13 protein-coding genes are annotated in these 13873 nt (G+C 63.9%); 4 read left to right on the top strand and 9 right to left on the bottom strand.

What is annotated here, in order from left to right; translation table 11 throughout:
* The first annotated feature begins 117 nt into the window (after positions 1 to 117).
* On the top strand, positions 118 to 603 hold the full coding sequence (locus J3474_RS12495; protein WP_013833537.1) for a flavodoxin family protein: 486 nt from the start codon (positions 118 to 120) through the stop codon (positions 601 to 603).
* A 190-nt stretch (positions 604 to 793) separates the two neighbouring features.
* The gene (locus tag J3474_RS12490; RefSeq protein WP_242528386.1) at positions 794 to 1435 is read left to right on the top strand and encodes a hypothetical protein; all 642 of its coding nucleotides are present in this window, start codon (positions 794 to 796) and stop codon (positions 1433 to 1435) included.
* 9 nt (positions 1436 to 1444) lie between these two features.
* Here the strand turns inward: J3474_RS12490 and J3474_RS12485 are convergent, their stop codons facing one another.
* The 8 genes from J3474_RS12485 to miaA all read right to left on the bottom strand — a co-directional run bounded on the left by J3474_RS12485 (position 1445) and on the right by miaA (position 10353).
* Entirely contained in the window at positions 1445 to 2395 is a 951-nt protein-coding gene (locus tag J3474_RS12485) for a nitronate monooxygenase family protein (RefSeq protein WP_207094424.1), read from the bottom strand.
* A 159-nt stretch (positions 2396 to 2554) separates the two neighbouring features.
* Positions 2555 to 4234 (bottom strand): 2-isopropylmalate synthase, encoded by a 1680-nt coding sequence (gene leuA / locus J3474_RS12480; protein WP_207094423.1) that lies wholly within the window; start codon positions 4232 to 4234, stop codon positions 2555 to 2557.
* Positions 4235 to 4496: 262 nt separating this feature from the next.
* Positions 4497 to 4817: an I78 family peptidase inhibitor gene (locus tag J3474_RS12475; protein ID WP_242528385.1), complete on the bottom strand. Its 321-nt coding sequence runs from the start codon at positions 4815 to 4817 to the stop codon at positions 4497 to 4499.
* Between the two features lie 95 nt (positions 4818 to 4912).
* Positions 4913 to 5629 (bottom strand): YceI family protein, encoded by a 717-nt coding sequence (locus tag J3474_RS12470; protein ID WP_207094422.1) that lies wholly within the window; start codon positions 5627 to 5629, stop codon positions 4913 to 4915.
* A 106-nt stretch (positions 5630 to 5735) separates the two neighbouring features.
* On the bottom strand, positions 5736 to 6755 hold the full coding sequence (gene ilvC / locus J3474_RS12465) for a ketol-acid reductoisomerase (RefSeq protein WP_013833543.1): 1020 nt from the start codon (positions 6753 to 6755) through the stop codon (positions 5736 to 5738).
* A 110-nt stretch (positions 6756 to 6865) separates the two neighbouring features.
* The gene (gene ilvN, locus J3474_RS12460; protein ID WP_038576682.1) at positions 6866 to 7384 is read right to left on the bottom strand and encodes an acetolactate synthase small subunit; all 519 of its coding nucleotides are present in this window, start codon (positions 7382 to 7384) and stop codon (positions 6866 to 6868) included.
* Positions 7385 to 7406: 22 nt separating this feature from the next.
* Positions 7407 to 9149, bottom strand: a complete 1743-nt coding sequence (gene ilvB / locus J3474_RS12455) for a biosynthetic-type acetolactate synthase large subunit (RefSeq protein WP_207094421.1) — start codon at positions 9147 to 9149, stop codon at positions 7407 to 7409.
* A 217-nt stretch (positions 9150 to 9366) separates the two neighbouring features.
* Positions 9367 to 10353, bottom strand: coding sequence for a tRNA (adenosine(37)-N6)-dimethylallyltransferase MiaA (gene miaA, locus J3474_RS12450; RefSeq protein WP_207094420.1), 987 nt, complete (start codon positions 10351 to 10353; stop codon positions 9367 to 9369).
* A gap of 61 nt (positions 10354 to 10414) precedes the next feature.
* Here miaA and serB point away from each other — a divergent pair, with 61 nt between their 5' ends.
* Positions 10415 to 11230, top strand: coding sequence for a phosphoserine phosphatase SerB (gene serB, locus J3474_RS12445; protein ID WP_242528384.1), 816 nt, complete (start codon positions 10415 to 10417; stop codon positions 11228 to 11230).
* A gap of 83 nt (positions 11231 to 11313) precedes the next feature.
* Here serB and purL read toward each other — a convergent pair whose 3' ends face one another.
* On the bottom strand, positions 11314 to 13473 hold the full coding sequence (gene purL / locus J3474_RS12440) for a phosphoribosylformylglycinamidine synthase subunit PurL (protein ID WP_207094418.1): 2160 nt from the start codon (positions 13471 to 13473) through the stop codon (positions 11314 to 11316).
* A gap of 144 nt (positions 13474 to 13617) precedes the next feature.
* Between purL and J3474_RS12435 the strand changes: the two genes are divergently transcribed.
* Positions 13618 to 13872 carry an exodeoxyribonuclease VII small subunit gene (locus J3474_RS12435; protein WP_013833549.1) on the top strand — a complete coding sequence of 85 codons (255 nt, stop codon included), beginning with the start codon at positions 13618 to 13620 and terminating at the stop codon, positions 13870 to 13872.
* Position 13873 lies beyond the last annotated feature (1 nt).

Raw genomic sequence — 13873 nt, 5'->3', positions numbered from 1 at the left:
TCATGCCCTTTCAACAGGGCAGGGCGTGACAGCGGGCCCCGAGCGGGCCTAAATTCGCTGGATGGCAGCGCTTCCCCCCGATCTGGCAATCCGCCCCATGGGCCCGGACTTGTTGCCGTGAGCGAGGCAGTTCTCGCCGTCATCTGGCATTCGCGGACGGGTGCCTCGCGGGCGATGGCGGCGCAAGTGGCCGAGGGGGCCGGAAGCCGCGCGCGGCTGATTGCAGCGGCGGATGTCGTGCCAGAGGATCTGCTGGTCGCAGGTGCCTATGTCTTCGTCTGTCCGGAAAATCTCGCGACGATGTCCGGCATGATGAAGGAGATGTTCGACCGCTGTTATTATCCGGTGCTCGGCCGTATCGAGGGCAGGGCCTATGCCACTGTCATTGCGGCGGGATCGGATGGGGCGGGCGCACAGGCGCAGATCGATCGCATAGCCAGGGGCTGGCGGCTCAAGCGGGTGGCCGAACCGATGATCGTCAATCTGCAGGCGCAGACGCCGCAGGAAATTCTCGCCCAAAAGACGGTCCCGAGCAGGCGTCTGGAGGAATGCCGAGAACTGGGCGTGTTGATGGGCGAAGGGCTTTCGATAGGCATTTTCTGAAGTGGCGGCCTGCCGGATTAAGTTTCGGCAACCGGCTCGACGGCGTCGGGGGCAAGCAGGCAAATCGACGATTTTACGCCTAAGTCTCTGAAAGTACCACATGTCACCCCCGGACAGCCCTCACGAAAATTCCAATCCCGGTGCGTCGCTCCTCTTTGCCGAAGGCGCACGACCAACTGCTTGCGCTCTGGTGTCCCTTTTTGATTCGCCGGCGATGCTGGGGATCGGCGCGGTTGTCGCCAATCGATCCCGTGTTCCCGGCAATGCGATAGAGGTGCTTTCCGGAGGGCTGGCATTCGATCTGCGCTTTGCAGAAGGTCAAGCGCTTCAGGACGGCGATGGCCGCCATTCGCCCAATGGGCAGGTCATTCGGATCGCGCCCGGTGAGCATGTTTCAGCGGGCGCGACCTTGCTCCCGGTCGTCAGGGCACTGGCGGGGCTCGTCGCCAATCTGGCGCTTCACTTGCCCGTTGCGGCGATCTCCTGGGATATGGCGGGCACCGTGGCGGAACCGCACGCGTTCTCGCGCTCGGCGCTCAACTGGCTGGCCGGCGGGCCTTTTCCGGCGCAGTGTCTCACCTCGCTGTCGTTCAAATCGGACGGCAGCATCGTCAGCGAAGGGCTGATCCACTTTACCGGTCAGGAAATGCATCTCGTCGGCGCGGAAGGTGAAGACGAGGCAAGCACCATGCGCCTCGCTGTCGGCGTGGTCGATCAGCTGGTGCGACAGGGGCGGCTGCTGCTTCCCATGGAACTTACCGTTGCCGGTGCCGCACTGCTGGCCGAACCCTCGCAATTCGAGGATCGGGTCTGGGTCTGGCGCAAGCGCTAGGCGCGCGCGTCAGGTCTGCCCGGTGCGGGCCAGCAGATCGGCCTTTGCTGCCTCATACCCGGCGTGAAGCTTGGCGACACGGTCGGCAACCGGTTCGATTGCCTTGATCGCGCCGATGCCTTGCCCTGCGCCCCAGATGTCCTTCCAGGCCTTGGCTTCCATCTTTCCGCCCGATCCGAAATCCATCTGGCTCTTGTCGCCCTCGGGAAGATTGTCCGGATCCATGCCGGCCGCTTCGATCGAAGGGCGCAGGTAATTGCCGTGAACACCGGTGAAGAGGCTGGAATTGACGATGTCGGCGGCGTGACTGTCGACGATCGACTGTTTGTAGCCTGCGACCGCGTTGGCTTCCGGCGTCGCGATCCAGGGGCTGCCGATATAGGCGAAGTCGGCCCCCAGAGCTTGCGCGGCGAGGATCGAGCGACCGCATGCGATGGCACCCGAGAGCGCGAGCGGACCTTCGAACCACTCACGGATTTCCTGCATCAGCGCGAAAGGCGATTGCGCCCCGGCATGACCGCCGGCTCCGGCTGCGACCGCGATCAGGCCGTCGGCCCCCTTCTCGACTGCCTTGCGCGCGAAGCGGTTGTCTATGATGTCATGAAAGACGAGGCCACCCCAGTCGTGAACCGCGGCGTTGACGTCTTCGCGTGCGCCCAGCGAGGTGATGACAAGCGGGACCTTCCATTTCGCGCACATCGCGAGGTCCTCATCCAACCGGTTGTTGGAACGGTGGACGATGAGGTTGACGGCGAAGGGGACGCCGCAATCGGCGGTTTCCTCGCTGATCCGGTGCAGCCATTCGTCGAGCTGGCTGGCGGGACGCGCGTTGAGGGCCGGAAAGCTGCCGACAATGCCCGAGCGCACTTGCGCGATGACGAGGTCCGGATTGGAGACGATGAACATCGGCGAGCCGATGACCGGGAGGCGCAGATTCTCGAAGAGCGCGGGAAGGGCCAATTTCAGTTCCGTTTAATCAATCGATTAAACGGCAGCACTAATGCCCTCGGGCAGCGCTGTCGAGAGGCTGCGTAAATCCGTTCTGGGGATGCTCCGAAACAAGGCGTAAAAGCGAAAGGGGCCTGCCATCCGGCAAGCCCCCACTCTGTTGTCGCCTGATCAGGCGCCGTTGCTGGCCGCGTTCGCCGCGCTGAGCATGGCCCGCACGCTGGCGGTTGCGACGTCCTCGTCGATGCCGACGCCCCAGATGGTGCGGCCGTCGCTCGTCACGCACTCGACGTAGGCGGCGGCGCGGGCATCCGAGCTTGAGCCCATCGAATGCTCGGCGTAGTCGCGCACTTCGAGGGTTACGCCAAAGCTCTCGGCCAGAGTCGCCGTGACCGAGGAGATCAGGCCATTGCCGCGGCCCGAAACGGTCTGTTCCTTGCCGTCGACACCGATCTTGCCGGCGAAGACGCGGGTGCCGTCCGAGGCGCGCTTTTCGTCCCAGTCGATCAACTGGAAGTGCTGCGGCTCATCGATGCGATAGACCTTGCGGAAGACTTCCCAGATATCGCCGGCCTGCAGTTCGCGGCCCAGCTCGTCGGCCAGGTCCTGCACATGGCCGGAGAAATGCGCCTGCATGCGCTTGGGCAGCTTGAGGCCCTGGTCCTGCTCGATCACCCAGGCAAAGCCGCCCTTGCCCGACTGCGAGTTGACGCGGATGACCGCCTCGTAGTTGCGCCCCAGGTCCGCCGGGTCGATCGGCAGGTAGGGCACCGCCCAGGTCTCGTCATTGCGCTTCTCGCGCGCGGCGAAGCCTTTCTTGATCGCGTCCTGGTGCGAGCCGGAGAAAGCGGTGAAGACCAATTCCCCGCCATAGGGGTGGCGTTCGGGCACCTTGAGCTGGTTGCAGTACTCGACGGTCTGGATGACTTCGTCGATGTCCGAGAAATCCAGCCCGGGATCAACGCCTTGCGTGTACATGTTGAGAGCGACTGTCACCAGGCAGCAGTTGCCGGTGCGCTCACCGTTGCCGAACAGGCAACCCTCTACACGGTCGGCGCCGGCCATCAGTCCCAGCTCCGCTGCAGCCACGCCTGTGCCCCGGTCGTTGTGGGTATGCAGGCTGATCACCGCGCTTTCGCGGTTGGGCAGGTTGCGGCAGAAGTACTCGATCTGGTCGGCGTAGATGTTCGGCGTCGCTGCCTCGACCGTCGCCGGCAGGTTGAGGATGATCGGATGTTCCGGCGTGGGCTGGAGCACTTCCATCACCGCTTCGCAGCACTCGATCGAGAAATCGAGCTCGGCGGTTGAGAAGGTCTCGGGCGAGTACTCGAAGTGCCACTTGGTCTGCGGGTACTTCGCCGCCTGGTCACGCATGACCTTCGCGCCGTTGACCGCGATCTGGCGCACTTCGGACTGGTCCATGCCGAAAACGACCTGACGCCACAGCGGCGAGACGGCGTTGTAGAGGTGGACGATGGCGGCATGAACGCCGGCCAGGCTTTCGAACGACTTTTCGATCAGGTCCTGCCGCGATTGGGTCAGCACCTGCACCAGTACGTCCTCGGGGATACGTCCGGTGTCGACCAGACCACGGATGAAGTCATAGTCGGTCGCGCCCGAGCTGGGGAAGCCGACTTCGATCTCTTTCAGGCCAACCTTGATGAGCAGGTCGAAGAAGCGGGTCTTCTTTTCCGAGCTCATCGGATCGATCAGCGCCTGGTTGCCGTCACGCAGGTCGGTGGAGAGCCAGCGCGGCGCCTTCGTGATGACCTGCGAGGGCCACCGGCGCTCCTGCAGCTGGATCTGCGGGAAAGGGCGATATTTGACCGAAGGGTCTTTCAACATAGTCATGGGTAATGTCTCGCTCGGGAAAGTCTGCGCTTTGCGTGTCGTCTTATCAGGTCCCTTGAGCGCCGAGCGCGCCGACCGGACGACGCGTCACCTCACGCCCAAGGGCGGGTAAGTCGCAGAAGAAGGCCAAGCCGGAGAGTCATGACTGTGCCTATGGGGACAGCCGGAGGAGATGTAAAGGGGGTAAACGCGGCCGATCCCGTGCGCTGCCGATCGCTGCGCAGCGGGATGGCCGCGGCGGTGAGGGCCTGTTGTCAGCGCGTCAATTGCACTCGAATTTCTCGATCACGCCTTTGGCGTCGAGGAACACGTTGAGTCGGTTCGGACGATAATCCATCGTCATGGCCGAACCGGGCTTGAGCACGCGGATTGGATTGTCGCCGCGCCATTGCTGGATGAGGCCGAGCACTTCGTCGCTCGCAGGCTGGCCGACATAGGAACCGAGCTGCTCGGCTCCGCAGCTCTGGGCGACAGGCGCGGGCGGCGCGGTCTCCGGCGCGGCCTGATCGGCGGTGCATGCGCTCAATGCGAGGAGGCTGCCGCCCAGGGCGGCGGCGAGCATCATCGGGCGGTGTGCAGTCATCTTTTCGTACTCCATTTCAGGAAGTTACCCTTAATGACTTGGGGCGCTGCAGCAAGGCACATGTACCGCCGGTGACCCGGCGAATCAGGTCATGTTCAGGGCGCGGCCTTGGCTGCGTCCTTCATGAAAGCGGCAGCGATCTTGAGTTCGACCTGATCGGATACCATCGGAATTCCGAAATCGAGCCCGAAGTCGCTGCGCTTGAGCGTACCCGTCGCATCGAATCCAAGTCCTTCGCCGCCGCCCATCTGCGGCGGCACCGTCCCGGCGCCGTGGAAGAGAACCTGCAGGGTGACCGGCTTGGTGATGCCGTTGAGCGTGAGATTGCCGGTCATCTCCGCCTGCTGGTCCCCGGTGATCCTGACCAAGGTGGAGACGAAACGCGCGTCTTCCGGATTGGGGCCGAAGAAGTCGGGCTTCCCGCCTTCGCTGGCGGGGGCCTTGAGCAGGTGGCTCTTCAATCCGGCGCTGGCGACGGTGACGCTTGCCACGGGAATGCTCATGGCAACGCGCGCCTGTTCGGGGCGTTTGGGATCGATGTCCAGCGTTCCGGTGGCGTCGCCGAAAATCCCGAAATAGGGCGTGAAGCCGAGGTGATCGACGCTCCATTCGACGAGCGTGTGGTGCGGATCGGCCACGTAATGCCCACCGCTGACCAATGATGGATCGGGTTTGCCGAAAGCAGAGGGTGGTGCAGCAGGTGCGGGGTCGGCTTCCGCTTCCTGCGCAGGAAGCGGCGTGGAAAGCGCGAAAGCAGCTGCAAAGGCAATTGCGGGCGGCAGGGCGCAGGCAGCGCCGAGCAGTCGGTTCATCAGGAAGTCCTCCCGGTCGTTACGTTCTGTTGCGAACGGCCCGGCCGGGAGTTTGTTCCGAAAAGACGAACGACGCAAGCCGTTCGTCTTTTCCGTCTGTTTTGAATTAGTTCTTGGTCTTGTCGACCAGTGCGTTGGCACCGATCCAGGGCATCATCGCGCGCAGCTTGGCGCCGGTTTCCTCGATCGGGTGACGCAGGGCAGCCTTGCGCGAAGCCTTCAGCTCGGGCTGGCCGGCGCGGTTGTCCATCACGAAGTCCTTGACGAAACGGCCCGACTGGATGTCTTCCAGTACGCGCTTCATTTCCTTCTTGGTCTCATCGGTGATGATGCGCGGACCGGTCTTGATGTCGCCGTATTCGGCGGTGTTCGAGATCGAGTAGCGCATGTTGGCGATGCCGCCTTCATACATCAGGTCGACGATCAGCTTCAGCTCGTGAAGGCACTCGAAGTAGGCCATCTCGGGCGCATAACCGGCTTCGACGAGGGTTTCGAAACCAGCCTGGACAAGGGCGGTCGCGCCGCCGCACAGAACGGCCTGCTCACCGAACAGGTCGGTTTCGCACTCTTCGCGGAAGTTGGTCTCGATGATGCCCGAGCGGCCGCCACCGACGCCCGAAGCATAGGCGAGGGCGATATCCTGCGCATTGCCGGTCACGTCCTGATGGATCGCGATGAGGCAGGGCACGCCGCCGCCGCGCTGGTATTCCGAACGCACGGTGTGGCCCGGGCCCTTCGGCGCGATCAGGAAGACATCGATGTCGGCGCGGGGTTCGATCAGGCCGAAGTGGACGTTGAGGCCGTGGGCGAAGGCGAGCGCCGCGCCCGGCTTCAGGTTCTCATGAATGTCGGCGGCGTAGATTGCGGCCTGGTGCTCGTCGGGCGCCAGGATCATGAGCACGTCGGCCCATGCGGCTGCTTCCTTGTTCGTCAGGACCTTGAAGCCGGCAGCTTCGGCCTTCTTGGCAGTTGCCGAACCTTCGCGCAGCGCGATGGCCACTTCCTTCACGCCGCTGTCGCGCAGGTTCTGCGCGTGGGCATGGCCCTGGCTGCCGTAGCCGAGAATGGCGATCTTCTTGCCGGTGATCAGGTTGATGTCGCAATCGGCGTCGTAATAGACTTTCATTGGTCTTTCCTTCCGTCATCCCGGCATGTGCCGGGATCGCTGTCGATCATGCGCCGCCGCAGGGGCCGAAGGTCCCGAAATTCGGTCCGGGACGACGCAAACTCAAAAAATCAGGCTTCTTCCGCCCCTCGGATCATCGCCACGATGCCGGTGCGTCCGACCTCGACGAGGCCGAGTTCGCGCATCAAGGTGACGAAAGTGTCGATCTTGTCCGGCGCACCGGTCAGTTCGAAGATGAAGCTGCCGGTGGTCGTGTCGACCGGCTTGGCCCGGAACACATCCGCGATGCGCAGCGCCTCGACGCGCTTCTCGCCGACGCCGGCCACCTTCACCAGCGCCAGTTCGCGCTGCACGTAAGGGCCGACTTCGGTCAGGTCGACGACCTTGTGGACCGGTACGAGGCGCTCCAGCTGAGCGTGGATCTGGTCGATCTGGCTCGGCGGGCCGTGGGTAACGATCGTGATCCGGCTTACCGAGTGGTTCTCGGTGATGTCGGCCACGGTCAGGCTGTCGATGTTGTAGCCGCGCGCGGTGAACAGACCGGCGATCTTGGCGAGGATACCGGCCTCGTTGTCGACCGTGACGGTCAGGACGTGCCGTTCTTCGGCCTCGTGCTTGATATGCATCATCATGTTTTCCTTCGGGGCCGGCTCAGACGAGCGCCTTGGCTTCGTCGTCCATGGTGCCGGCCACGGTGTCTCCGTAGAGGATCATCTCGGTGTGCGAGGCGCCCGAGGGGATCATCGGGAAGCAGTTCGATTCCTTGGCGACCAGGCAATCGACGATGACCGGGCCATCATGCTCGATCATGGCCTTGATGCCCGCGTCGAGCTGGCTTTCGTTCTCGATGCGAATGCCCTTCCAGCCATAGGCCTCTGCCAGCTTCACGAAGTCTGGCAGGCTGTCCGAATAGGAGTTCGAATAGCGGCTCTCATACGTGAGCTCCTGCCACTGGCGGACCATGCCCATCCACTCGTTGTTGAGGATGAAGACCTTGACCGGCAGGCGATACTGCGTGGCGGTGCCCATCTCCTGGATGTTCATCTGGATCGAGGCGTCGCCAGCGATGTCGATGACGAGGCTGTCCGGATTTCCGCACTGGGCGCCGATCGCGGCGGGCAGACCGTAGCCCATGGTGCCGAGGCCACCCGAGGTCAGCCACTTGTTCGGACCGAAGAAGTGGAAGTGCTGCGCCGCCCACATCTGGTGCTGGCCGACTTCGGTGGAAATCACCGGGTCCTTGTCCTTGGTCAGCTCGAACAGCCGCTGGATCGCCAGCTGGGGCATGATTGCCTCCTTGCTGTGCGGGAACGACAGGCTCTTCCTTTCGCGCCAGCCTTCGATGCGGACCTTCCACGCGGTCAGGTCCTGCGGCTTGCGGCTGCCCCAGCCATCGAGGATCTGCTCGATCACCGAAGCGCAGTCGCCGACGATGGGCAGGTCCACATGGACCGTCTTGTTGATCGACGAACGGTCAATGTCGACGTGGATCTTCTTCGAGTTCGGCGCAAAGGCGTCGAGGCGGCCGGTCACACGGTCGTCGAAGCGGGCGCCGAGGCAGACGATCAGGTCCGACTGGTTCATCGCCATGTTGGCTTCGTAGGTGCCGTGCATGCCCAGCATGCCCAGCCAGTCCGCGTGGTCGGCCGGGAAGGCGCCCAGGCCCATCAGCGTCGAGGTGACGGGAGCGCCGGTCTTCGCCTGCAGTTCGCGAAGGAGCTGCGTCGCGCGCGGCCCCGAGTTGATGATGCCGCCGCCGGTGTAGAGGACAGGAGCCTTGGCCGCGGCAATCATGTCGACGGCCTGCGCGATCTCGTCAGCGCCGCCCTGCGTCGGGGGCGAGTAGCGGTTGCGGCGCTGCGCGGGGGCGTCGGTCCAGGGCGCGGTGGCGATCTGGACGTCCTTGGGAATGTCGATCAGGACGGGGCCGGGACGGCCGGTCGTAGCGATCTGAAATGCCTCGTCGATGGTCGCGGCCAGATCGGCCGGATCCTTCACCAGGTAGTTGTGCTTGGTGCAGTGCCGCGAGATTCCGACGGTATCGGCTTCCTGGAATGCATCCGAGCCGATCAGCGCGGTCGGAACCTGGCCGGTGATGACGACGAGCGGAATCGAATCGAGGAAGGCATCGGCAATGCCGGTGACGGCATTGGTCGCGCCCGGGCCGGAGGTGACCAGCACGACGCCGGGCTTGCCGGTCGAACGGGCATAGCCTTCGGCGGCATGGGCCGCGCCTGCTTCGTGACGCACGAGGATGTGCCGAAGCCGTTCGTCACCGAAGAGAGCATCGTAGATCGGAAGCACGGCGCCACCGGGATAGCCGAATACGAATTCGACACCCTGGCGGACCAGGCTTTCGACCAAGATGTTCGCGCCGCTGCGCTCTTCACTCACAACACATTCCTCTTCGTATTCTGGTGTGCGACCCGCAAGAGACCGCTTCAGAAAGCTCGCCTCCATAAGGGGATCAGCCCCGGAAACAAGCATTTCCACAGGCTACGCGCTCTCTAATGAAACCGACCCGACACGACAATCGTCGCGCCGGGTCATCCTCTCCTCCCTGCATAACTTCCATCAGCAGGTGTTGGTGGCCTGTACGGGACCGTAAATGTTACGTCAAATGAAAAATTCGAAATAAAATTTCGTGTATTGCATTAGAATCAAAATTTTCAAACGACAGCCTTGGCCAATCTTCCGGGGGCTGGTGCCGCAGCCAGGTGAATTGTCGCTTGGCGTAGTTGCGGGTTGCCTGACTGCCGCGCGCGATGGCGTCCACGAGGGGCCAGTCTCCGCGCACGACTCCGGCAAGCTCTGGTACGCCGATTGCACGCATCACCGGCAGGGCGGGGTCGAGATCGCGGGTAAGGAGCGTCTCGACTTCGGCAAGCGCGCCGCGCTCGATCATCCGCTCGAAGCGCAGGTCGCAGCGGCGGTAGAGCGCCTGCCGTTCGGGCAGGAGGATCGCGGGAAAAACGGTGACGGCATTGGCGATGCCGCCTGAAGTCTCGGCGTGCCATTGCGCCAGCGTCTTCCCGCTCGACCGGACGACTTCCAGTGCGCGAGCGATGCGGGCGGTGTCCGCTGGGGCGAGGCGACTGGCACGCTCCGGGTCTTCCTGCCGGAGCGCGGCAAAGGCCTCATCGACGGGCAGCGCGCGAACGGAATCGCGGATGGCAGGATCTATCGCCGGGATCGGAGCGATGCCTTCCAGCAGGGTCTTTATATAAAGGCCGGTACCGCCGACGAGGATGGGCAGGGCGCCTTCAGCGTGGATCGCCGAGATCGTCTGCCGTGCAGCTTGCGCCCAGTCGGCGGCGGAGCAGCTTCGCGACCCGTCCCAGTCTCCGAACAGGCGGTGCTCGATCCCGCCCATTTCCTCGAACGTCGGCCGCGCGCTCAGGACCTGCAGGTCGGCATAGACCTGCGAGCTGTCGGCATTGACGACGACGCAGCGGCGGCCGAGTCTTTCGAGTTCCCGTGCCAGCATGACCGCACAATCGCTCTTGCCGCTGGCGGTCGGCCCTGCGATGAGCGCCAGCGGTGGCCGGTCTGCGGCCGCGATATTCAACGATGCATCAAGGATATTTGCAGTGCTCATTGCCCGGCTGATAGCAGAACCGGATCATCTCTCCGCAAGAATCGACGCGGCCCGTGCCGACATGGAGCAACGGGGCGTGCGCCTGGCCGAGGCATCGATGCTCGATTTCTGCGGACAGACGATGCAGATCGAGTCGCCCGACAGCGATGCGCTGGCCATGCGCGCATCGCTCGATGCGCATTTCGAGGTGACCGACGGCCTCGTCTGCGAAAGCGAGCCGCAAGTGCCCGCGCTGTTCATTTCCGACATGGATTCGACCATGATCGGGCAGGAATGCATCGATGAGCTGGCGGACTTCGCTGGCCTGAAGGATCGCATCGCCGACATTACCGAACGAGCCATGCAGGGTGAGCTGGACTTCGAGCAGGCCCTTCGCGAACGCGTCGGATTGCTTGAGGGCCTGTCGGTCGAAGCGATCGACCAGTGCCTTGCCGGTCGTATCCAGCCCATGCCCGGATCGAAGGTTCTGGTGCAGACGCTCAAGAAGCTGGGTTGCCGTACCGTGCTGGTAACGGGCGGCTTCCACCACTTCGCCGATCCGGTCGCCGAATGGCTGGGCTTCGAAGAGGTCGTCGGCAATCGCCTTGAAGTTGCGGATCGCAAGCTGACCGGCGGCCTTGTCGGCGGCATCGTCGACAGTTCGGTGAAGAAGGGCACGCTGCTTTCGATCATGGCCGAGCTGGCCGAAGGTGCGACGAGCCTTGCCACAGGCGATGGCGCCAATGACATCCCGATGCTTGAAGCGGCCACTTACGGCATTGCCTACCACGCCAAGCCCAAGGCGCGCGCTGCCGCAAATGGCTGGATCAACCGCGGAGACCTCACCTCGGTCCTGCGCCTGCTGGGCGTTCCCGAGAAGGACTGGGTCCGCGATTGATGGCGGGGTTGTACCTTCGCTGAGTTCCTCCCCGTTGCGAAGCAATGGGGAGGGAGATCAGCCGCCGGACTGGCGGAAGGGTGTTACGCCTCCATCCAGTCCCGGAAGAACGCCTCGTTGGCCTCGCGAAGATCCGCGATTTCGACGCCGGCGACCTTGATTCCGCCCACGCTGCCGATTCTGACCGCACCGGGCAGTTCGGTTCCGGCCGGGGCCGTCACGACGTAGCGGCCCTGATCTTCACCGAAAGCTTCGGCAGTGGAAAGCGCGTTGTCGAGGATGCAACCCTTGCCGCTGGCGAGGGCCATTTCGGCAAGCGCGACCAGCAGGCCGCCGTCGCTGATGTCATGGACGGCGGTGACCTTGTCCTGGCCGATCCATTCACGCACGGTTGCGCCGTTGGCACGTTCGGCATCGAGATCGACCTTCGGCGCTTCGCCCGCTTCCTGGCCGGCAATCTCGCGCAGCCACAGCGACTGGCCGAGGTGCGTGCCCGAACCGCCCAGCACGAAGATGTCGTCGCCTTCGTTCTTGAAGGCGATGGTAGCCATCTTGTCGTGGTCGACGAGCAGGCCGACGCCGCCGATTGCCGGTGTCGGCAGGATCGCCGAGCCGCCGCCGGTGGCCTTCGATTCGTTGTAGAGCGAGACGTTGCCGGACACGATCGGATAGTCGAGCGCGCGGCAGGCATCGCCCATGCCGTTGAGGCAGCCGACGATCTGCGCCATGATCTGCGGGCGCTGCGGGTTCGCGAAGTTGAGGCAATTGGTGATTGCCAGCGGCAGGCCGCCGACCGCGCAGATGTTGCGGTAGGTCTCTGCGACCGCCTGCTTGCCGCCCTCGTAAGGGTCGGCATAGCAGTAGCGCGGGCTGCAGTCGGTGCTGATCGCCAGCGCCTTCTGCGTACCGTGGACACGCACGACCGCGGCATCGCCGCCTGACTTTTGCATGGTATCCGCGCCGACCTGGCTGTCGTATTGTTCCCAGATCCACTTGCGCGAAGCGAGGTCCGCCCCGCCCATCAGCTTGAGCAGATCCGCGCCCAGGTCTGTGCTTTCGGGCACGTCGCCCAGCGCGGGCACCTTGGCCCATGCCTTGTACTCTTCGGGGCTGACGTAGGGGCGCTCGTATTCCGGCGCATCGTCGGCGAGCGGGCCGAGCGGAATGTCGCAGACCACTTCGCCGTCGAACTCGAGGACCATGTGGCCGGTATCGGTGACTTCACCGATCACCGCGAAGTCGAGTTCCCACTTCCTGAAGATCGCTTCGGCCATGGCTTCCTTGCCCGGCTTGAGGACCATGAGCATGCGCTCCTGGCTCTCCGAAAGCATCATCTCGTAAGGCGTCATCGCCTCTTCACGGCAGGGCACCTTGTTCATGTTGAGCCGGATGCCCGCGCCGCCCTTGCTGGCCATTTCGACCGAGGAAGAGGTGAGGCCCGCCGCGCCCATGTCCTGGATCGCGACGATAGCATCGGTCGCCATCAGCTCGAGGCAGGCCTCGATCAGCAGCTTCTCGGTGAAGGGATCGCCGACCTGCACGGTCGGGCGCTTCTCGTCCGAGTTCTCGTCGAAGTCGGCAGAGGCCATGGTGGCGCCGTGAATGCCGTCGCGGCCGGTCTTCGAGCCGACGTAGACGATGGGGTTACCCAGGCCGGTGGCGGCGCAGTAGAAGATCTTGTCGGTTTCGGCCACGCCCACGGTCATCGCGTTGACGAGGATGTTGCCGTCGTAGGCCTTGTGGAAATTCGTCTCACCGCCGACGGTGGGCACGCCCACGCAGTTGCCGTAGCCGCCGATTCCCGCGACCACGCCCTGCACGAGGTGCTTCATCTTCGGGTGCTCCGGGCTACCGAAGCGCAGCGCGTTCATGTTCGCGACCGGGCGCGCGCCCATCGTGAAGACGTCGCGCAGGATGCCGCCGACGCCCGTCGCCGCGCCCTGGTAGGGCTCGATGTAGCTGGGGTGGTTGTGGCTCTCCATCTTGAAGATGGCCGCCTGGCCGTCGCCGATGTCGATGACGCCGGCGTTCTCGCCGGGGCCCTGGATGACCCAGGGTGCCTCGGTCGGCAACTTCTTGAGGTGGAAGCGACTCGACTTGTACGAGCAATGCTCCGACCACATGACCGAAAAGATGCCGAGTTCCACAAGGTTCGGTTCTCGGCCGAGCGCATGAAGGACGCGCTCGTATTCCTCGGGGCTGAGGCCGTGGGCCTCGACGACTTCAGGGGTGATTCCGCTCATGCGACGCGCCTTAGCCATGTCATCGCGCGCGCGCTAGTCCGCTTTCACGCCCTGATTCAGGGTTCCTGACGCCAAGGGCATGGCAAAACGCGATTCTCCGGTTCCCACCTTGACCGTGTGACACGAGACGGCCATTGCTGCGGCATGAACGGAGAGACCCCGAACATCGACGCCTTGAGCTTTGAGGATGCGCTGCGCGCGCTGGAAGACGTGGTGCGCAAGCTCGAAAGCGGTGACGTGCCGCTGGAAGATTCGATCACGCTCTACGAACGTGGTGAAGAGCTGCGCAAGCATTGCCAGAAGCGCCTCGATGCGGCCCAGGCACGGATCGAGAAGATCGTCGCCGGCCCCGACGGGATGCCGTCCGGCACCCAGCCTTTCGATGCCGCGGATCGCTGAG

The organism is Novosphingobium sp. PY1, assembly GCF_017312445.1.
In the GTDB taxonomy this organism is placed as follows: domain Bacteria; phylum Pseudomonadota; class Alphaproteobacteria; order Sphingomonadales; family Sphingomonadaceae; genus Novosphingobium.
The sequence above is the reverse complement of the archived record's forward strand: the minus strand, read 5'-3'. Positions and strand labels throughout refer to the sequence as shown.